The organism is Ruegeria sp. AL1 (assembly GCF_056540905.1).
This window is the reverse complement of sequence record NZ_JBQFXP010000006.1, coordinates 164,000-185,084: the sequence shown is the minus strand read 5'-3', so window position 1 is coordinate 185,084 and position 21,085 is coordinate 164,000. Positions and strand designations below refer to the sequence as shown.

Here is a 21,085-nt window from a genome sequence, read left to right as displayed (position 1 = left end):
TTATTTGATCAATGGGACACCAGTCGTGTCCTGCAGCCATTTGGCCTCGATCTCGGCCAGTTTGCCGGTTTCGGCCAAGGTCACAATGGCCGCATCTATGCAGGGTTTGAGCGGATTTCCTTCCTCCATCAACATTCCAAACTGGTCAGGGTTGTCACTTTGATCCGGCGGAAACTGTCCGATCACCTTTGACCCTTCGATCATAACGGCGCTCAGAAACAATGCTGTCGGCAAATCGAACAGGGCCGCATCGATCTGATTGGCTGTCATAGCCGCATTCACGTCTGCGTTGTCCCCGTATAGCAATGGATCGCTGTCGGGCTGGATGATACTCGCCAGTTTCGGAACTGCCGTGGTCGACCCCACTGCGCCCCACTTCAAAGCTTTCAACGACTCGAGAGACGGCGCCGTGCCGACAGCATTGGCGCTGACAAGAACGGCCATCGGCGCGGTGTAGTAAGGGGCCGAGAAATCCACCACCTGATCCCGTTCTGGCGTGATCGAGTATTGCTGCATATTCACATCAAACTCTTTCACACCGGGCTGGATCGCTTCATCGAACGAGGACCGGATCCAGATCACATCTTCCGCTGAAAAGCCCATTTCTTCTGCCACGGCATAGGCTACAGCGGCTTCGAAGCCCTCGCCGCTTTCGGGCGTATCGTCCAGAACCCATGGGTAATAGGCAGGGTTTCCGGTGGCGATGGTGAACTTGCCCTCGGTCAGCGTTTTGCCTGCGGCGCACTGCCCGTCCGCAAAAACCGCAGTGGCAAAGCCAAGCGATAGTGCCGCAAAGGTAAGCGTCCTGAACATGAGATCATCCCTCGTAATGGGTTATTCAGTCGCTACGGTAGTCCCGCCCGGACAACCTGTCCAGCGCCTGTCATCCGCCGGTTTCGGAACCACCAAACAGGGTCGGCGTATCGCCTTCCTGCCACTGCGCATACTTGGCCATTACACTTTGAAATGGCGTGCTGTTCAGGAAGTTGTCGAGCCAGAGAACAAGATCGGGCCAGTCCTGCGCGTCAAACCATGCTCTGTCGATATAGGCAAATTGCCGGACAAAGGGCAAAAGGGCCAGATCAGCCAAGGTAGGACGATGCCCGAACAGCCAGGGCTGGCCTCCCAAAACCAGATTGAGTTCCTTGAGGTGCAGCGCGGCTTTGGCCCGCTCTGCTTGATGATCAATGTCCGGATAGCGCGTCGCATATTTGGTATGATCAAGCGCCCGTTTAAACGGCCCGTCATTTGCGGCGATCAGGTCCCATCCCAGGCGCGGCATATCCAGCAGGCGCTGTGGATCACTTTGTTCAAGCGCCCAGACCATGATGTCCAGGCTTTCATCCAGAACGCGATCGGTCAGACGCAGGGCGGGTACGGTGGTACTGGGCGATGTTGCAAGAAAAGCCTGCGGTTTTTCCCGCAATACCACTTCGCGTAATTCGACCGTTATGGCAGCGCTGGCCAGCGCCAAGCGGCTACGAATGGCGTAGGGGCAGCGGCGAAACGACCAAAGAACAGGGTAATCTGTCATAGCGTTTTCTAACGGGCCACCCTGTCGCTGGTCAAACCCGGGGCGCCTCAGGCTGTGACACCTACGCCGACATAGGTTTCAAAACCCGATCCCAGAACCATCTTGGGCGAATAAATATTGCGCAAATCGACCATACGAGCCGAGTTCATCATCTCGGCCATCTCAGACAGGTTCAGCGCGCGGAACTCGTTCCATTCGGTCAGAAGAACCACTGCATCGGCACCTTTTGTGGCCTCGTAGGGATCGTCCATCCAGGTCACGCCGGGCAAAAGCGCTTCACCTTCGGCGCGGCCCTGAGGGTCGACCACGCGGACCGTCGCGCCACCGCCGATCAACGCTGGCACAATGGTAAGCGAAGGTGCATCTCGCATATCATCCGTGTTGGGTTTGAACGTGACGCCCAGGACGGCAATTGTTTTGCCGTTGAACTTGTCGTCGCAGACGTCGCGGATTTTCTCGACCATACGGGCTTTGACGCTGTCATTGACGCGCATGACGGTTTCCGTGATCTGCATCGGATACGCATAGTCCTGCCCTATCCGGGCCAAAGCCGCGGTGTCTTTAGGGAAACACGACCCGCCATAGCCGGGACCAGCGTGCAGGAACTTGTTGCCAATCCGCCCATCCAGACCAATCCCGCGCGACACCTCTTTCACATCTCCGCCGACCCTTTCGCACAGACCTGCGATTTCGTTGATGAAGGTGATCTTGGTGGCCAGAAATGCATTGGCGGCGTATTTGATCATCTCGGCGCTTTCCACATCCGTCGTCAGGATCGGGAAATCGCGCAGATAAAGGGGGCGGTAGATCTCGGCCATGACTTCGGCGGCGCGGTCATTTTCGACACCGACAACAACGCGATCAGGGCGCATGAAATCGTCGATCGCTGCCCCTTCCCGCAAGAATTCCGGGTTGGACGCAACATCGAAATCTGCGTCCGGGTTGGCCTTTGCCACGACAGCCTGAACCTGACGATTTGTACCGACGGGCACTGTCGATTTGGTCACAACAACAGTGTAGCCGGTTATGGCATGCGCAATCTCTTCGGCGGCAGCCATGACATATGTCAGATCAGCATGCCCATCACCACGGCGTGTCGGGGTGCCAACAGCGATGAAAACAGCATCAGCACCATCCACGGCTGACGAAAGATCGGTGGTAAAGCTCAACCGGCCGGCTGCAACATTCTTGGCCATCAGAACATCCAGCCCCGGTTCATAAATCGGAACCTCGCCTGCTTGCAGCATGTCGATTTTGCTTTCGGATTTGTCGACACAGACCACATCATGGCCGAAGTCGGAAAAACACACTCCGGAAACCAGGCCCACATATCCGGTGCCTATCATTGCAATGCGCATGGTTCAAATTCCTTCCTATCAGCACCTTGCGGTGCCAAATTGTATCTCAGCCAGAGAGACGGTGTTCCAACCGAAACAATAGCGACAAAACTGCAGAAAGGTCGTTTGTTCCCCTTCGCCGCTTGCGTTGTCCAACTCCAGCTCCTTGGCGCCCGAATATGCGTTTCGCAGAACGTTATTCAAGCGGATAAATTCCATAATGGACGTATCTCGCACAGGCCCGCGTCAAAATTGCTGCACAAGCGGGCGGCGTGTATGGCCATGCCAAGAACGGACGGGGTGGGACAGGTTGCCTTGAGGCGTGATAAAGGGATAAGGAAAGTGTCAGAAAGACGTTCCAGTCATGAAGGCCGGATATCCGGCTGAAAACAGGATGAAATTTTGGCGATCTTCAAGAAAAACGATCAGGACAAGCAGGTGCTGAGCCTAGAACAACGCGTTCGTCGTAAGCGGCGGCGCAATCGTCTTCTGGTTCTGTTTTCCCCTTTGATCCTTTTGTTGTCGCCGGTTCTGATTCCCGGATATTTTTTGTATCGCAAGCGCAAGAAGGCGCGACAGGAAAAGCCGACGCGGCGCATGGATTCGGTTGTTGGTTCGCTCCGCTCAGTCAAACCTCTGCCGCCAGACACCGCAGTCGAGACGCGGATCAACGCGATGCCGGACACATTCGCATTGTGTCGGGTTATTGGCAACGATCTGGTGCCACGTCACACGGCAGGGCAATCCCGTGCCAATGTCTCGTTCATTCTGGAACACGAGCCCGAATTCGAAAACTGCACCAAACTTTGGATTCTGAACCGTATATTCGACCCTGAGAACGAAGCGCATCTGATCGAACTGTTAGAACAGCACGGACAAACCTACGAGCGAATTCCTTACGATCCACTCGAGCTGCAAGCCACTGGTTTCGATTTTGAACCCTTCGACGATCCAATGATTTTTGTCGATGGTTCAATGGACGGTGAAAATGCCGAGATGAAGGCGCGTATGATCGCTCAGGCGTACCGCGCCCGAAACAACTATGTCATGAACAACAATGGGGCACGCAATGCAGCGTTGGAGCTTTGTTTGCGCCACGCGAAATGGGCGTTGCCGTTTGATGGCAATTGTTACTTCACGCAATCTGCCTGGGACGCCTTGACCTCGGATATTCTGGCGAACCGCGATAAACGGTACTTTACCGTCCCGATGGCGAGAATGCATGACAATGCCGATCTTCTGAACGACAGCGTCCGACCGGAGGCGGAAGAAGAACCCCAGCTTGCTTTCCGATGTGATGCGCCGCTCAGGTTTGATGTGGCTCACCCATATGGGCGCCGGCCCAAGGTCGAATTGTTCCTGCATCTGGGAATTCCCGGCCCATGGCAGAAATGGCCCCTTCTACCCTTTGACATCCCGCCGCGTCGGGTCAGCCCCGAGGGCCACCGTGTTGGGTCGGCGGGCTGGGTCGCGCGCCTGTTTTCCGGCAAATCGCAACTGGAGGTGACAGGTGAAGAGGGCGTGGTTGTCCGTGGGTCGGCCCGAAATGATGCGATCCGGGCTACTCTGAATATGCTTGAAGCCAAAGACGTGCAGGCCTGTCTCAGTCGAAACGCCTTGGGCATTTATGTAGAAGAGAAAATCGAGGCATTGGCCAAGCACCCAGCTGACGCGGACCATCTTGCGATCCTCTCAGCCGCAGACGAGGCGGTTCGGCGCGGGCCGTTCTCGGTCACGGACAAACCCGAGCCCGGCCCGAGCGGAGATTTGCAGGACTATTTCCACCCTGCGCCCTATTGGTGGCCCAATCCGAAAAAGAAAGATGGGCTGCCCTATGTGCGGCAGGACGGCAAACGCGTTCCGGGAACGCAATTGTATGAACCCGAGAGCGATCGATATGACCGTAGCCGTCTGCAACGGGTGTTCGACGACACCACCGCGCTCGCTCTGGCCGCACGGTTGACCGGCAATCAAGCCTATAAAGCACATGCAGAAGCACTTGTACGGACCTGGTTCATTGAGCCGGAAACACGTATGAACCCCCATCTCTTTTACGCACAGGTTCGGCGGGGCCATTCCGGGGATCGGGGTCTGTGTCATGGTTTGATTGAAACCAAGGATTTCTATTACTTTCTGGATGCCGTCCGGTTACTTGAGATTGAAACGCTTGCCTCGGGGCTGAAAGAGTGGTGCCGCAGTTTCTTTGACTGGCTGCAAACAAGTGACCAGGGCATCGAGGAACGACACGCTGCCAACAACCACGGCACATGTTATGACCTGCAATCGGCTGCTTTGGCCGCTTTTGTCGAAGATATCGACGCCTTGCAAGAGATCAACTTGCGCGCTCAGGCCCGCTTGCTTGGGACAATTACAGCTGAGGGAACGCAGCCACATGAAGTCAAACGCACGCTGACCCAGCACTATTGCGCGTTCAATCTTCAAAGCTGGATCAACCTGTTTGATCTGCTGGAAGCTGTGGGGCTGAAACCCTGGAGCAGCGCTGCCGCCGACAGGCTGTTGCTTGCGATGCGCCACACCTTATCCGAGTCAGCCAGAGGCTGGACGCTGCCGCAGATCGAGCCGTTTGAGATGGCGCGCCTTGTCCCGATTGACCACGCGTTGGAAATCCGCGCGGGTGAGCGTATTCTGGATACGGACGATGCACCTTCGTGTTTCTTTCCGCATGACGGCATCCCGCCGTTTTGGCGTCTGACTGAACGCAGCGTCTGAGGTCACAAATCCACGCTCGATTTGGCGTATTTCGGTCCGATACCCTTCGGGTTTGGGGTGAAGACCACTTAAAGTTCACAATATGGTGTTGCAAGTCCGGCGATCATCTGGATGATCAGGGGCATGACGACCGGGACAAACCGGTCAACTGCACAAATGCAGTCAAATACATAATGGGGAGACTTACATGTCATTGAAATCTTTGATGCTTGCCGCCAGCGCGATCGCTCTGGTCACAACCGGTGCCTCTGCCGAGACGCTGCGTTGGGCACGTGCGGGGGACTCGCTGACTCTTGATCCACACGCCCAGAATGAGGGCCCGACTTCGGCCATGGCGCATCAGATCATGGAAACGCTGGTCATGCGTGACCATTCCGGCGCGCTCGTTCCATCGCTGGCGACCGAATGGGGACCATCCGAGGAAAACCCTAACGTTTGGGTGTTCAAGCTGCGTGAAGGTGTGACTTTCCATGATGGGGCTGAGTTTGACAGCGAAGACGTTGTATTCTCGCTCAACCGCGCGATGACACCGGATTCCGATTACAAGGAACTGCTGGCCTCGGTGAAAGAGGTACGCGCGCCGGATAAATACACCGTCGAGATCGAGACTAACGGCCCGAACCCGATCATGCCCAACAACCTGACCAACATGTTCATGATGGACAAGGGCTGGGCTGAGGCGAACAACGCCGTGAAGGTGCAGGACTATGAGGGCGGTGAAGATACGTTTGCCGCAAAGAATGCCAACGGCACTGGCCCTTACAAGCTGGTCAGCCGCGAGCCGGATGTGAAAACCGTACTGACCGCAAATGAGAACTACTGGGGTAAGGACGAGTTCCCGCTGCAGGTGACCGAGATCATCTATACCCCGATCCAGAACGCCGCGACCCGCGTGGCGGCACTGTTGTCGGGCGAGGTCGATTTCATTCAGGACGTACCCGTGCAGGATCTGGCCCGGGTGGCCGGAACCGATGGTCTGGACGTGCGCACCGCGCCGCAGAACCGGGTGATCTTTTTTGGCATGAACATGGGAGATGCCGATCTGACTTCGGACAGTGTTGACGGTAAAAATCCGCTTGCCGATGTGCGTGTGCGTCGGGCGATGTCCAAGGCAATCAACCGTGATGCGATCAAACAGGTTGTCATGCGCGGCCAGTCGGCGCCTGCGGGCATGATCTCGCCGCCTTTCGTGAACGGTTGGGATGAGGGCATGGATGCGTCCTCGACCACCGATATCGAAGGGGCCAAGGCCCTGATGGCCGAGGCGGGCTATCCCGATGGCTTTTCGCTGACCCTGAACTGCCCGAACGACCGCTACATCAATGATGAGGCGATCTGTCAGGCCGCCGTGGGCATGCTGGCCCAGATCGGGATCACCGTGAATCTGGATGCCAAACCCAAGGCGCAGCACTTCCCGCTGATCAACAACCTGGAGACCGACTTCTACATGCTGGGCTGGGGCGTTCCGACCTACGATTCCGAGTACATCTTCAACTTCCTCGTGCATTCGAAGGGTGAGAAATACGGTTCGTGGAATGGCACGCGGTATTCCAACCCTGACTTGGATGCCAAGATCGTGGCGCTGGCCTCGGAAACAGATCTTCCGGCGCGCGACAAGCAGATTAGCGAGATTTGGCAGGTTGTTCAGGACGAACAGCTGTATATCCCGATTCACCATCAGGTGCTGAACTGGGGCATGAAATCAGGTGTCGGCACCATTGTGGAACCGGAAGACTCGCCAAAGATCAAATACTTCGAAATGAACTAAAACACCTTGATCAAGGTGGGGCAGGGCGCGGTTTCGCGCCCTGTTCCTTTTTGCGGGGTAGGTCACGGGCTTGTGATCCCAATGTGAGAATTCCTTTACCTGTCCGCAAAAAACCACGAAGGTTTGGATAATAAACAGGGAGTAATGCCATGATCCTCAGGAACAGCGCCATCGGCCTGACCATGCTGCTTGCCAGCACGGCACAGGCCGCCGAGTTCAAATGGGCCTCGACCACCGACCCGCAGACGATGGACCCGCACGCGGTCAATTCTGCGCCGGTGCTCGGCTTTCTGAACAATGTCTACGAAGGACTGGTGCGGCGCGGCAAAGATATGACCGTTGAACCGGCACTGGCTGTCAGCTGGGAACCCATCGGTGACGGAGATGGCTGGCGTTTCAAACTGCGCGAGGGTGTAACCTTCCACGATGGCAGTACGTTCGACGCGCAGGACGTGCTGTTCAGCTACCAGCGCGCCTCGGGTGAGGCATCGGACACCCGCAGTTGGTTTGCACCGGTCAGTGATGTGATCGTGGTTGATGACTACACCGTCGATATCATGACGTCTGCTCCGAACCCGCTGTTTCCTTCGTCCATCGCCAACTGGATGATCATGGATCAGGGCTGGACCGAGGCAAATGACGCAGTGGTGCCCGACAAGGAATCCGGCAATTACGCGACAATAAACGCAAACGGCACGGGCGCTTTCAAAGTGACTGCCCGCGAGCCCGGATTGAAAACCGTTCTTGAGCCACATGACGGCTGGTGGGGCGAGGCCGAGCACAACATCACACGCGCCGAATTCAACCCGATCCAGAATCCGGCTACCGCCGTTGCGGCACTTCTGTCGGGTGATGTCGACATGATCAACCCTGTGCCTATCCAGGACGTCGCGCGCCTGAATGAAAACGGGGATGTAGATGTCATTCAGGGCATCGAAGCGCGTGTGATCATGCTGGGTTTCGATCATGAGGCGGAGACCCTGAAATACACGGATGACGCGGGCAAACCAAACCCGTTCCAGGATGCGCGTGTGCGTCAGGCCGTGGCGCAGGCGATCAACGTCGATGCCATTCTGGCCACGATCATGCGCGGCAATGCCGAGGCAGCCTCGCAACTCGTCAGCCCCGCGATGAGCGGCTATTCCGCAGCCAATGCCGACCGTCCGTCCTTTGATGTCGAAGGGGCCAAGGCCTTGCTTGCCGAGGCAGGCTATGGCGACGGGTTCTCGTTCGGTCTAAAATGCCCCAATGACCGATACCTGAATGACGAGGCCGTGTGTCAGGCGGTCGTCAGCATGCTGGCGCAGATCGGAGTGACAGCCGAATTGGACGCGATGCCGGTACGGAACTACTGGCCAGAACTGCGCGAAGACAATTACGACATGTATATGCTGGGCTGGAGCCCGGGCACGTTTGATGCAGAACACCCCGTTCGCTTCCTTGTGGCAACACCCAATGAGGAAAAGAAGCTGGGCAGCTGGAATTTCGGCGGTTTCTCAAACGCGCGGGTGGATGAATTGTTGCCGCAGATTCAGTCGGAACTGGATCAGGCCAAACGGCAGGCCATGCTGGATGAGGTCACGCAAATCTATCAGGATGAACATGTCTATGTGCCGATGTATGTGCAGCCTCTGGTTTGGGGAACACGCAGCAATGTTGAGCTGACGCAGCGCCCGGACAACTTCTTCATCCTGCGTTGGGTGACGGTGAACTGAGCCCATGGGCGTGATGATCGCCGGGGTCTACCACGCCGAGGACCCCGCGCCCGACACAAGGCTTGACGGTGAATTCCGCCGTCAGGCCTCAACCATTAGGAACGCGCTGCCGGATGCTCTGGAACCGGGTCGGTTTCATCTTTACGCGGCGTGGAACTGCCCCTGGGCGCATCGCGTGCTGCTGGTTCGTGCGCTCAAGGGCCTGCATGACCTGATCACGGTTGCCTATGCCGAGCCGCGCCGTACAGCCGACGGCTGGGTCTATGCCGACGGCGCGGATGCGGTCTATGGCGCAACAGCGCTGCATCACGCTTATGCCCGCGCCACACCGGCCTATACCGGGCGGATCACGGTGCCCTTGCTATGGGACCGGGCCGAGGATCGGGCGGTCTCCAACGAATCCGCTGATCTGGTGCGGATGTTGGGCTCGTTGCCGGGCTATGGCCCCAATCTGGTACCATCAGACAAGCTGGACCAGATCAACGACTGGAACGCAAAAATCTACCCACGGCTGAACAACGGCGTCTACCGCGCAGGGTTCGCCCGCACGCAAGAGGCCTATGAGGCCGGGTTCCGCGATGTGTTCGCCACGCTGGACGAGATTGAGGCGCATCTGGCCACCAACCGCTACCTCTGCGGCGACACGCTGACCGAGGCCGATCTGCGCCTGTTCCCCACGCTGGCCCGGTTCGATGTGGCCTATCACTATGCCTTCAAATGCAACCTGCGTCGGCTGATCGACTATCCAAACCTCTGGGGTTACGCGCGCGAAATTTACGCGTTGCCCGGCGTGGCCGCGACCGTGAAATTCGACATCTACAAGCAGGGCTATTTCTCACCGTCCGAACTGCGAAATCCGCTGGGGATCGTGCCGCTGGGCCCTGAAATCGATTGGAGCGCGCCGCACCACCGCGACATCTTGACCACCCGGTCGGTTAAAGCATAGAGAGACGCACCAATGGGGAAAATCAATGTTCGCATATATCGTCAGACGGATGTTCCAGTCCGTCATCGTGCTGTTGGTCGTGGGTCTGGTCGCGTTTTCGATGTTCCGCTTTGTTGGCGACCCGATCGACAACATGCTGGGGCAGGAACGCACGCAGGCTGACATCGACCGCCTGCGCACCGAACTGGGGCTGGATCAGCCCTTTGTGGTGCAATACGCCAAGTTCCTGCAGGGCGCGGTTCAGGGCAATTTTGGCGTCTCATACCGGCAGGGCCGACCGGTTTCGACAATTCTGGTGGAACGGGCCCCGGCGACGCTGGAACTGGCGTTTGTCTCGGGCTTTCTGGCGATCACGATCGGTATTGCCCTTGGCGTTTTCACCGCGATCCGACGACAAGGGATCGCGGCAAATGTGATTATGACCGTGTCCCTGATCGGGGTTTCGCTGCCCACCTTCCTCATAGGGATATTGCTGATCTACATCTTCTCGGTCGAGCTTGACCTGCTTCCCAGCTTCGGGAGGGGCGAGACCGTTATGATTGGCGGCTGGTCCACCGGGTTCCTGACCGCATCCGGTCTTAAGGCACTGATATTGCCGGCTATTACTCTGGGTCTGTACCAGATGACACTGATCATGCGGCTTGTGCGATCCGAGATGCTGGAAGTCATGCGCGCCGATTATGTCCGTTTTGCCCGCGCCCGCGGATTGTCCGACCGGGTGATCAACTTCCGCCACGCGCTGAAAAACACGCTGGTGCCGGTGATCACGATCACGGGCCTGCAACTGGGTTCGATCATCGCCTTTGCCATCATCACCGAGACGGTGTTTCAATGGCCGGGCGTCGGACTGCTGTTCATCAACGCCATCCAGTTCGTCGATATCCCCGTCATGGCCGCGTATCTGATGCTGATTTCGGTCATGTTCGTGACGATCAACCTGATCGTCGATCTTCTGTACTATGCCATTGACCCGCGCCTGCGTGTCGACGCGAGGGCCACATGACCGATATCCTCGATACTCCGAAAACCCCTGAAAAATCGCGGTTTGCCAAGTTCTGGGACAGTGATTTTGCATGGTCGTTCCGGCACTCGCCAGTGGCGATTACCGCGTCTCTGGTCGTGGCGATCCTGGTGCTGGCTGCGATCTTCGCGCCACTGATCGCGCCGTATGATCCGTTTGATCCGGCAACACTGAACCTGATGAACGGGTTCACGCCGCCGGGTACACCGAATGCGTTCACGCAGGAAACCTTTCTGCTGGGCACGGACGATCAGGGACGGGACGTGTTCTCGACCATTCTTTACGGTATGCGGATTTCGCTGTTTGTTGGGGCAGCGGCGGTGCTGCTCGCGATGATCATTGGCGTTGTTCTGGGCCTTGTTGCGGCGTATTTCGGCGGCTGGATCGAGACACTGATCATGCGCGTCGCCGACGTTCAGCTGACATTCCCGGCGATCCTGGTGGCCATGCTTATCTTTGGTATCGCCAAGGGCGTGACACCGCCAGAATATCGCGATGAGATGGCCATTTATGTCCTGATCATCGCAATTGCCTTGTCCGACTGGGTTCAGTTCGCGCGCGTGGTACGCGGCGCGGCGCTGGTTGAGAAGAACAAGGAATATGTCCAGGCCGCCCGCCTGATCGGACGCGGATCCTTCCCGATCATGTTCCGCCATATCCTGCCCAATGTCCTCAGCCCGGTTCTGGTGATTGCCACCATCTCTTTGGCTCTGGCCATCATCGCCGAGGCGACGTTGAGTTTTCTGGGCGTTGGTGCACCTCCGACCCAGCCCTCGCTGGGGACGCTGATCCGGATCGGGCAGGGCTTCCTGTTCTCGGGCGAGTGGTGGATTCTGTTCTTCCCGGCCTGCACTTTGCTGGCGCTGGCCCTGTCTGTGAACCTGTTGGGCGACTGGCTGCGCGACGCGCTGAACCCCAAGCTGCGGTGATTTCATGAGCCTTCTGACGATCAACGACCTGACGGTCGAGTTTCCAACCCGTCGCCAATTGTTCACGGCTGTGGACCATGTGGACCTGTCGGTCGAACCGGGTGAAATCCATGGCTTGGTGGGTGAATCCGGGGCCGGGAAATCCACCATCGGCGCTGCCATCATGGGCCTTTTGGATCGTCCCGGGCGGATCGCCAGCGGCACGATCAAACTGAGCGGTGACCAGATCAGCGGACTGGATGCCGAGGCGATGCGAGGGCTGCGCGGCAAGAAGATTTCGATGATCTTTCAAGACCCGCTGACCTCGCTGAACCCACTGTTCACCGTGCGCGAGCAATTGGTCGAGACCATTCAGGCGCATCTGGGCGGCTCGGATGCCGAGGCCAACGCACGCGCCCGCGATTTGATTGACCGGGTTGGCATACCCGATCCTGACACGCGGTTGGATCAATATCCGCACCAATTCTCGGGCGGGATGCGGCAGCGCGTGGTGATTGCGCTGGCCCTGTGTACCGAACCAGACGTGATTATCGCGGATGAGCCGACCACGGCGCTGGACGTGTCCGTGCAGGCGCAGATTCTGGACCTGATCAAGGAACTGGCGACCGAACGACAAGTTGGCGTCATTCTGATCACCCACGATATGGGGGTCATTGCCGATACCACCGACAAGGTGACAGTGATGTATGCAGGCAAAGTGGTCGAGACCGGCCCAACGTCTCAGGTCATGGGACAACCCAGCCACGAATACACCAAGTCACTTATTGCAGCGGTTCCGCGCCCGACGTTGAAATTGCACCGCTTTCCGCAGATCAGCTATGGCGGACGCGAAACTCGTTTCGCGATCGATGACATGGCCCGGCATTGGCCGAAAGTGGACAACGACACCAGCAAACCCATTTTTGAGATCCGGAATCTGACCAAGAAGTTCCTGCAGAAACGAGGTCTGCTGCCCTGGGATCGCACGTATTTCACGGCAGTGGATGACGTCAGCTTTGACATCCGCGCCGGTGAAGTGTTTGGCGTCGTTGGAGAGTCGGGTTCGGGCAAGTCGACTGTCGCCCGTATGATCGCGGGACTTTACCCGGTCGACGGTGGCACAATAACGTTTGACGGCAAAGTGGTCAGTGATCTGACCAACAAAACCGCGCTGGATGCGTATCGCAAGAACATCCAGATGATCTTTCAGGACCCGTATTCCTCGCTCAACCCGCGTATGCGGGTTGATGATATTGTGGCCGAACCGATCCGCCATCACCGATTGATGGAGGGCGTCGATATCAAGCGACGCGTAGATGAACTTCTGGATCAGGTGGGCTTGGGCCACGAGGCCGGGATGAAATACCCGCATGAGTTTTCGGGCGGGCAACGTCAACGCATCTCGATCGCGCGGGCGCTGGCGACCCAGCCACGCTTTTTGATTTGCGACGAACCCACCAGCGCCCTGGATGTTTCGATTCAGGCGCAGATTCTGAACATCCTGAAGGATTTGCAGGAGCATCTTGGTCTGACTTTGCTGTTTATCAGCCACGATCTGCCAGTGGTGCGCCAGATGTGTGACCGTGTCGCGGTGATGAAACAGGGCAAGGTCGTTGAGTTGCAGGAAACCAACGCATTGTTTTCAAACCCGACCACGGATTACACCCGCGAATTGCTCAGGCTGATGCCGCGACTGGATGATCTGTCGACCGATGGGCTGGGCTTGCAGGACTAGAAACTGACCTGAGGCATTAGTCAGGCCGCGGTAAAATGGTTCTGAAATCGTCGGTCAGCCAAGGATACTTCGCGCTCATATGGTCGGTCACATGCCGTCGGATCAACCCCAGAAGCGTCCGGTAAATCAGGCGCGACGTCGACTCGGGGTACACGTCTGTCGTGAACAGGGACACGGTGCGGGCAAAGCTTTTGCCCGGGAAAGGCAGGATGCGTGTGTCGTCATGAAACCCCCGGGCCTGATGATAGCTGGCGGCGGTCGTGATGGTCCATCCGCCATTTTCAGCCACCAGTCCGATCAGCGATTGATTGCCCTCCAGTTCAAACCGGTTGGGCAGGGTAATTTTGCTACGCGTCAGCTGAATCTCGATTAGTTTGCCAATGGTGTGATCCCGCGAATACCGCAAAAAAGGCAAGGAACTTCTGGCGCTCAGCAAGTTTTCGACCTTTTCATCATAGCGGCGCGGCAGGATGATGATGAAGGGATCGCGCATCAACGGGTATTCCGTCAGTCCCACAATCCGGCCGGCCGGTCTGGTCGCCACGCCCGCGTCCAGCTTTCGCGCCTGCAGTTTCTCGATGATCTCGTGGCTGGGTCGCGTGAAATGGCGAAAACTGCAGCGGGGCAGGTTGGCCGAAAGCAGGCGGAACAGTTCGGGTACAATCTGGTTATCAAAATCGTCAATCAGGCCAAGCCTCAGATCCGTTGCATGTTGCCATGACCCGGACCGTATCTCGGCCTCGCCGCGCTGAAGCGCCAATAAACCTTCCTGAACGTAGCGGGCAAAGACCGTTCCGGCCGGGGTCAGTTGCATGGGCCTGCGGCTGTGATCGATCAGCTCCACCTCCAGCGCATTTTCGAGGCTGCGCAGATGGTTCGACACGGTGCTGATTGACAAGCCGGTTTCAGCCGCCACTTTTTGAATGGAGCCGAGCTTGGAAATCAGCTGAAAGACATCCAGCCATTTCAGGCTGAGTGATTTATTAGTCAATTGTGACCTTTATATTTGCGTTACACAGCAATTCATCGAAACAAAGTTTCGCTTTTTTCGCAACCTCGAATTAGTTTCACTGTTTCCGAACCCTGCGTCTATGGTTTCGGGACTGATCCGACGTTCGGAAGACTCAGAACAATCGAACACACGAGACCAGCAGGGAGAAAATGGACAAAATGATCAAGAAACATCTACTTTCGACAGCTTTTGCCAGTGTGGCCGCATTGACCGCTTCTCAGGCCGCTGCATTGGATGAACTAACCGTCGCTTATTTTCTGGAATGGCCGATGCCGTTCCAATACGCCAAGGCCAACGGCACATATGAAGAAGAGTTGGGCGTCAAGATCAACTGGGTGTCTTTTGACACTGGTACGGCTATGTCTGCGGCGATGGCGTCGGGCGACGTACAGATTGCGGTCAGCCAGGGTGTGCCGCCTTTCGTGGTGACGACCTCTGCGGGTCAGGACATCCAGATCGTTGACGTGGCGGTAAGCTACTCGGAAAACGACAATTGCGTCGTGGCCGAGGCCCTGGAAATTGACAAGACCAATGCGGGCGAACTCAACGGCAAAAAGGTTGGTGTGCCGATCGGTACTGCAGCGCATTATGGCTTCCTGTCGCAAATGAGCCACTTTGGGGTCGATGTCGGTTCGATGGAGATCGTCGATATGGCACCAGCAGACGGTGCGGCTGCCTTTGCGCAAGGCAATCTGGACATGGTCTGCGGCTGGGGCGGTGCGTTGCGGCGAATGGTTAATCACGGCAACATCCTGTTGACCGGCGCCGAGAAGGAAGACTTGGGCATTCTCGTGTTTGACGTGACCAGTGCCCCATCCGGCTTTATCGAAGAAGAGCCCGAGCTTCTGTCTAAATTCCTGAAAGTGACGGCGGATGCCAATGCGAAATGGAACGCGGGCGACAGCAAGGACGAGATGCTGCCGGTGATCGCCAAGGATGCGGGTATGGACCCTGCTGATGCCGAGGCGACCATCTCCACCTTCACCTTTCCATCCGTGGACGAACAGCTGTCTGACAAGTGGCTGGGCGGCGGCGCGCAAGAGTTCATGAAAGGCGTGGCCAATGTCTTTGTCTCGGCAGGTAGCATCGAATCCGCTCTGGATTCCTATGATGGCGCGGTGAACTCTGCGCCGCTTGCGGCAACAAGCGACTGAAGCCAGCAAGATGCTCGATCCGACCGGCCCCGCAAACGGGCCGGTCCTCAGTTATGCACGCAGGAAGGTAACAGAATGCCCGAATTGGACATTGTCGATTTATCCATGCGCTTCGACCTGCCGAACGGTTCCTCTGTTCAGGCGCTCAAGGACGTTTCCCTCAGTTTGAAAGAGGGCGAGCTGATGTCCGTCCTTGGCCCATCAGGCTGCGGTAAGACAACTCTGTTGAACATCCTTGCTGGGTTTCTGGCCCCCACATCGGGGCGTGTGGAACTTAATGGCCATATCGTCAAAGGCCCTGATGCGGAACGCGGAATGGTGTTTCAGAAGGGCGCTTTGTTCGAATGGATGAATGTGCGCGAGAATGTCGAATTCGGGCCGCGCATGAAAGGCATGCCCAAGGCCGAGCGGGACAAGATCTCTGATCATTTGCTCGAGGTCGTGGGCCTGCAGGATTTCAAGGACAAAGCGGTATACGAACTGTCGGGCGGCATGCAACAGCGCGTCGCGCTGGCGCGGTGTCTGGCCAATGAGCCGGACGTGATCCTGATGGACGAGCCGCTGGGTGCGCTCGACGCGCTGACGCGGGAAAAGATGCAGGGGCTGGTCCTGAAGCTTTGGAAAGAGACTGGCAAGACGATCATCCTGATCACCCACTCGGTCGAAGAGGCTCTTTTGCTGGGCGAGCGCCTGATCGTCATGGCACCTCGGCCCGGTCGCATCCACCGTGAATACAATTTGCCCTTTGCTGAGCGTGGGGTGAATGCTGATCTGCGCGATGTCAAGAAATCTGAAGGGTTTGCAGAAAAACGGGATGAAATCCTGTCGATGATCTGGGAGATGGAAGAGGAAATCATGGGCCGGACGGAGCAAGTGGCATGATTGTTCTTCTGTTCTATATCGGTCTGTTCGGCGGTGCGTTCTTTATCGTGTACCTTCTGCGGCGTGGACTGACAGCCCGCCATGATTTCACCAGTCTGAAAACGGTGACATTTGGCGATGAAAGCGCTGTGCGGGCTGACCGTGCCGCCTCGATCATTTCAGTGCTGGTGATTTTCGTGATCTGGGCAGCGTTTACGGGATCCAAGCTTATCCCGATTCACGTGCCCGGTCCGTTTGTCGGCGATACCGAATTTACCTACACACTCGAAAACGCAGACGGCAGCACAGATGATGCAACCATTTTTGTGCGGGTGCCGGCCTTTGGCGAGCAGGCGGACTCGTTCGAAGTGGATCCCGGAAGCGGCTTCGCAAAAGACGATGCTTACTCCGCCGCGGCGGGTCGGTCCTCAACAATCCTGTTTGATAAAAACGACGATACGACGCGCAAAGACGGGGCTAAAATCATAGCCATCAACGGGACATCTATTGGCCCGGGTGTTCAGGTCGATACCGGAGACGGCAGCGTTGTTCTGACCGACAAGGGGGCCATCAGCTTTACGCCCAATCAGGGGCTGCAAATGAACCCGATCTGGCTGCCCGCGCCGGAAACCGTTGTGGCCAGGTTCTTCGAGATCGCCAGCGAAGGTTACCAAAACTTCTCGCTGTGGCAGCATCTGGGATGGTCTTTGCTGCGTGTCATCGCGGGGTTTGTCGCCGGCGCTTTGGTTGGTATCCCGTTAGGCTATGCCATGGGTCTGTCAGGTTGGTTCCGGGGTTGGTTCGATCCGATCGTCGAGTTCATGCGGCCCGTACCGCCCTTGGCTTTGATCCCGCTGGTCATCATCTGGTTTGGTATTTGGGAAACCGGCAAGATCGTCCTGCTGTTCCTCGCTGCGCTTTGGATCATGACCATTGCGGCGCGGGCGGGCGTATCTGGTGTGAATATCTCGAAGATTCACGCGGCCTATTCCTTGGGGGCATCAAAATGGCAGATCATGCGTTATGTGATTGTGCCAAATTCGCTGCCCGAGATTTTCACCGGCGCCCGCGTGGCCATGGGAGTGTGCTGGGGAACGGTTGTCGCGGCTGAGCTGGTTGCGGCGCAAAAAGGGGCAGGGATGATGATTATCGCTGCGTCAAAATTCCAACTGACCGATATCGTGATCATGGGCATCGTTCTGATCGGCGTCATCGGCTATGGCATAGACATCCTGATGCGCAAGGCCGAGAACTGGTTGGTTCCATGGAAAGGTCGCAGCTAGCCCAAGCTGCGATAGATGTGACACAAAACGGCCCGTGCAATTACGCGGGCCGTTTTTACATGTCAGACGTTTTTCAGTAGTCCGCGACCAGAAGGAAGTCAGGGGTCGTATCTTCCTCGATGGTGGCAAAACGAGGAATGGGGTCTTCAAAGACATTATCGGTTCGGTCATCATTGACGGTCGACACTTCACCGATCAGACAATCCCCCCGTTCGGCCCAAAATGCGTGCCAGACGCCAGGCATCAGAGTGACGCTTTGGCCGGGTTTCAGGCGCATCAGCTCTCCGGGTTGAACAGTGACCGGGCATCCGTCACTCGGCACGGTGACCGGCGTCTCCCGATCTATCCCGCCTTCCGGGTCCGAGGCATAAAGCTCCATCACCAGATCACCACCGCCCCGATTGATGATATCTTCGGCTTTCAGGATATGGCGGTGCATTGGCGACAACTGTTTGTCGCGGGAAATCAAAAGCTTTTCCGCGTAGAGCATTCCACGTCCTTGGCTCAGGTCATTCACATCACCATTGCGCAGGGTAAACAGAAACAGACCAAGATCGTCGAACCGGCCTTGTCCATAATCCGTAATGTCCCACCCCAGACCGCGCGCACGAATGCCGTCTGCCTCGGAGCTGCGCATTTGTTCGGCAGACCAATCCGCAAACGGAGGCAGAACCGCACCGAAAGAGTGAATGAAGGCCTGCGCCTCGGTCTTGATTTGGTTGATTTCAGAACGTTTCATCAGCTTGTCCGATTGTCAGATTTCCTGCGCCCATGGTGGGTTTGCCCCAGCGCGTGATACGGTGATAGCAGCCACCTTTGCGCCCTTTTCCAGCGCGGCTTTCAGATCCTCCGTCGTCAGACTGCGCAAATCCGATTTGTTTAGATGCCCAAGACGATCAAGCTCGGCGAGAACACCGGCGTTGAATGTGTCTCCTGCACCCACGGTATCCACAACCTCGACCGAAGGCACAGGTACAGACACTTCAGAGCCGTCCGCCAGATAACCTGTCGCCCCGAGGCTCCCACGCGTTACGATCACAATTGCCGGGCCAGCCTCTAGCAGCAATGGCACTTTCTCCCCATGGCCTTCCGGACCCGGAATAATCCAGTCAAGATCTTCGTCCGATACTTTGACGATGTCGGATTGCGCAATCATCTGGTTCAGCCGTGTGCGATAGCGCGTTTGATCCTGAATGAATCCGGGGCGGATATTCGGGTCGATCATAACGGCACACTGCGCCCCGTGTTTTTCCAAAAGGGCCGCATAAGCGTCGGCGCAAGGCTCGCAGGCTAGACTGATGCCGCCAAAGTACAGGGTCGTGACCCCCGGCAGCTGAACCGGCATGTCGTCGGGTTGCAGCATTCGCGCTGCCGAGTTCTCGTCGACAAAACTGTATGTGGCGTGCCCGTCTTTCAATTGGACAAACGCCAAAGTCGTCGGTCGGTCCGAGGTGATGACATGGCTGGTATCGACATGGCTGATCTGCAGAGTAGCAGTCAGTTGTTGCCCAAACATGTCACTGGACAGCCCCGTCAGCATTCCTGCCCGCGCGCCAAGACGGCCCAGTGCGATGGCGGTGTTAAAAATGGCACCGCCGGAATGAGGTACAAAACCCTGTTCACCAGACACTGTTGGCGCGCCGATCATATCGATCAGGGCTTCGCCGCAACACAGGATCATCCCAATACCCTCTTCCATCGCTGAATATGCGCAACAGATTTAGTGCGCGAGTGCATTTTTGCAGAAATTGTTAGCGCCAACAATGCCAAATTCATTTTGTTCGGACACGTAAAGATTCATCGATTGCCGCAGCGCCTCGAACCGCCCTCCGGCGTTGAATGCATTCAGGAACGACTGCCCGAACAGCCAACGGTTTTTCTCGGCAACGCCGCCAACCAAAAAGACGCCACCCGACGGGACCAGCGCTGTCGCCAAGTCTCCCATAATGGCCCCGAGATGTTCGGTGAACATCTGTGCGGTCCGAACCGCGCAGGCGTCGGTACCCTCGCGCGCCGCCTGCAAAATTTCCTTGGCCGAATGTGTCCTTGCAACCGGGTCGCCTGCGGCCAGGCCGACCGCCTGATACAGAATGGGAAGTCCTGTTCCGCTCAGGAACATCTCGGCCTCAAGCGCCAGGCTGTCACCAAAGAAACATTCAGGCGCGATCCGTCGGGCGGCGTCAAAGACATCGACTTCGTCGCGGTGTCGGGGTGACAGGCCCATATGCCCACCTTCTCCGGACACCGTATGGTAGTGCCCCTCGGAAAACACCAACGCGCCGACGCCCAAACCGGTGCCAGGCCCAACCACCAGTCTTGTGCCAGCCGGGGGTGTTGGATCGCCTTGCAGAACCTGCACGTCCGAACCGGTGATTTCCGCCACGGACCAGGCGGCAGCCGTAAAATCGTTAATTACGAAGGTGTGCTGGGCCCCTGTCGCCTGGGCAAGTTCCACCTCGGACAATTCAAGATGTGCATTGGTCAGATGGATTATGCCGTCACGCACTGGTCCCGCACCCGCCGCGACCACCGCGCGTGGGTTCGTGCCCACCTCGTCGCGCAAGTCGTGCAGAGCGGCGCGCAAATCCCCCAGGCTGCCAGTTGGATGTCTGCGCAAATCCGTCAATATGCCGTCTGTGACAACGCCCAGCCGGGTATTTGTCCCGCCGATATCTGCAACAAGGTTCCAGTCGGAGCGGGGCGCACCCGAGGGCTGCGCCAAAGGCTCGGGCCCTTCGTCAGAGGAAAGGGCAGATTGCAGACCATCAAGGGCTTCGCCCGAGCGATTTTCCAAGGTGTGCCTCTTTGTAGCAACGGATCGGTTCCCTGCAGCATGTATCAAATCCAGCCGCGCAATTAAATCCGCTTTGATGTCTGTCGAGGTCAAAACGTAAAGCTCAGGTTTTTGGTATGTCGTTGGGAAAGCCGCACGAAATCAGCGCGTGTTGCATCACCAGAGAGGATCCCGCACCAATCCACGGCACCAGAAAACGAATATTATCATATGTTTCGCATCCCCCAATGGCGGTGACTGGTCCGGAAAGGACTCCATTGTGAAAGTTTGGGTGTGCGAATTCCATG

17 protein-coding genes are annotated in these 21,085 nt (G+C 57.1%); 10 read left to right on the top strand and 7 right to left on the bottom strand.

Annotated elements, in window-relative coordinates; genetic code table 11:
- The 3 genes from ACRZ9X_RS11625 to ACRZ9X_RS11615 all read right to left on the bottom strand — a co-directional run bounded on the left by ACRZ9X_RS11625 (position 1) and on the right by ACRZ9X_RS11615 (position 2,892).
- Positions 1–813, bottom strand: coding sequence for a transporter substrate-binding domain-containing protein (locus tag ACRZ9X_RS11625; RefSeq protein ID WP_480518948.1), 813 nt, complete (start codon positions 811–813; stop codon positions 1–3).
- 70 nt (positions 814–883) lie between these two features.
- On the bottom strand, positions 884–1,534 hold the full coding sequence (locus ACRZ9X_RS11620; RefSeq protein WP_480518946.1) for a glutathione S-transferase: 651 nt from the start codon (positions 1,532–1,534) through the stop codon (positions 884–886).
- A 47-nt stretch (positions 1,535–1,581) separates the two neighbouring features.
- Positions 1,582–2,892 (bottom strand): UDP-glucose dehydrogenase family protein, encoded by a 1,311-nt coding sequence (locus ACRZ9X_RS11615; RefSeq protein WP_480518944.1) that lies wholly within the window; start codon positions 2,890–2,892, stop codon positions 1,582–1,584.
- Positions 2,893–3,273: 381 nt separating this feature from the next.
- On the opposite strand from ACRZ9X_RS11615, the gene ACRZ9X_RS11610 reads away from it, so the two are divergent.
- The 7 genes from ACRZ9X_RS11610 (at position 3,274) to ACRZ9X_RS11580 (ending at position 13,694) form a co-directional block, all read left to right on the top strand.
- Complete coding sequence (locus ACRZ9X_RS11610) at positions 3,274–5,601, top strand: alginate lyase family protein (RefSeq protein ID WP_480518942.1); 2,328 nt, start codon at positions 3,274–3,276, stop codon at positions 5,599–5,601.
- A 187-nt stretch (positions 5,602–5,788) separates the two neighbouring features.
- Entirely contained in the window at positions 5,789–7,369 is a 1,581-nt protein-coding gene (locus ACRZ9X_RS11605) for an ABC transporter substrate-binding protein (protein ID WP_480518940.1), read from the top strand.
- 149 nt (positions 7,370–7,518) lie between these two features.
- Entirely contained in the window at positions 7,519–9,084 is a 1,566-nt protein-coding gene (locus tag ACRZ9X_RS11600) for an ABC transporter substrate-binding protein (RefSeq protein WP_480518938.1), read from the top strand.
- Positions 9,085–9,088: 4 nt separating this feature from the next.
- A complete protein-coding gene (locus ACRZ9X_RS11595) occupies positions 9,089–10,030 on the top strand; it encodes a glutathione S-transferase family protein (protein WP_480518936.1) in 942 nt (313 codons plus the stop codon).
- A 25-nt stretch (positions 10,031–10,055) separates the two neighbouring features.
- Positions 10,056–11,033 carry an ABC transporter permease gene (locus tag ACRZ9X_RS11590; RefSeq protein ID WP_480518935.1) on the top strand — a complete coding sequence of 326 codons (978 nt, stop codon included), beginning with the start codon at positions 10,056–10,058 and terminating at the stop codon, positions 11,031–11,033.
- Positions 11,030–11,980 (top strand): ABC transporter permease, encoded by a 951-nt coding sequence (locus ACRZ9X_RS11585; protein WP_480518933.1) that lies wholly within the window; start codon positions 11,030–11,032, stop codon positions 11,978–11,980. The genes ACRZ9X_RS11590 and ACRZ9X_RS11585 overlap by 4 nt, the downstream gene beginning before the upstream one ends.
- Positions 11,981–11,984: 4 nt before the next feature.
- A complete protein-coding gene (locus tag ACRZ9X_RS11580; RefSeq protein ID WP_480518931.1) occupies positions 11,985–13,694 on the top strand; it encodes an ABC transporter ATP-binding protein in 1,710 nt (569 codons plus the stop codon).
- A 16-nt stretch (positions 13,695–13,710) separates the two neighbouring features.
- Here the strand turns inward: ACRZ9X_RS11580 and ACRZ9X_RS11575 are convergent, their stop codons facing one another.
- Positions 13,711–14,685, bottom strand: a complete 975-nt coding sequence (locus tag ACRZ9X_RS11575; RefSeq protein WP_480518929.1) for a LysR family transcriptional regulator — start codon at positions 14,683–14,685, stop codon at positions 13,711–13,713.
- A gap of 179 nt (positions 14,686–14,864) precedes the next feature.
- Here ACRZ9X_RS11575 and ACRZ9X_RS11570 point away from each other — a divergent pair, with 179 nt between their 5' ends.
- The 3 genes from ACRZ9X_RS11570 to ACRZ9X_RS11560 all read left to right on the top strand — a co-directional run bounded on the left by ACRZ9X_RS11570 (position 14,865) and on the right by ACRZ9X_RS11560 (position 18,004).
- Entirely contained in the window at positions 14,865–15,860 is a 996-nt protein-coding gene (locus ACRZ9X_RS11570) for a taurine ABC transporter substrate-binding protein (protein ID WP_480518927.1), read from the top strand.
- 75 nt (positions 15,861–15,935) lie between these two features.
- Positions 15,936–16,742, top strand: coding sequence for a taurine ABC transporter ATP-binding protein (locus tag ACRZ9X_RS11565; RefSeq protein ID WP_480518925.1), 807 nt, complete (start codon positions 15,936–15,938; stop codon positions 16,740–16,742).
- Positions 16,739–18,004, top strand: coding sequence for an ABC transporter permease (locus ACRZ9X_RS11560; protein WP_480518923.1), 1,266 nt, complete (start codon positions 16,739–16,741; stop codon positions 18,002–18,004). The genes ACRZ9X_RS11565 and ACRZ9X_RS11560 overlap by 4 nt, the downstream gene beginning before the upstream one ends.
- A gap of 73 nt (positions 18,005–18,077) precedes the next feature.
- Here ACRZ9X_RS11560 and ACRZ9X_RS11555 read toward each other — a convergent pair whose 3' ends face one another.
- From ACRZ9X_RS11555 to ACRZ9X_RS11545, 3 genes are read right to left on the bottom strand one after another with little or no spacing between them, the layout of a single operon-like run.
- Entirely contained in the window at positions 18,078–18,743 is a 666-nt protein-coding gene (locus ACRZ9X_RS11555) for a D-lyxose/D-mannose family sugar isomerase (RefSeq protein WP_480518921.1), read from the bottom strand.
- Between the two features lie 15 nt (positions 18,744–18,758).
- The gene (locus tag ACRZ9X_RS11550; RefSeq protein WP_480518919.1) at positions 18,759–19,685 is read right to left on the bottom strand and encodes a carbohydrate kinase family protein; all 927 of its coding nucleotides are present in this window, start codon (positions 19,683–19,685) and stop codon (positions 18,759–18,761) included.
- Positions 19,686–19,724: 39 nt separating this feature from the next.
- Positions 19,725–20,798, bottom strand: a complete 1,074-nt coding sequence (locus ACRZ9X_RS11545) for a glucokinase (RefSeq protein WP_480518917.1) — start codon at positions 20,796–20,798, stop codon at positions 19,725–19,727.
- Between the last annotated feature and the right edge of the window lie 287 nt (positions 20,799–21,085).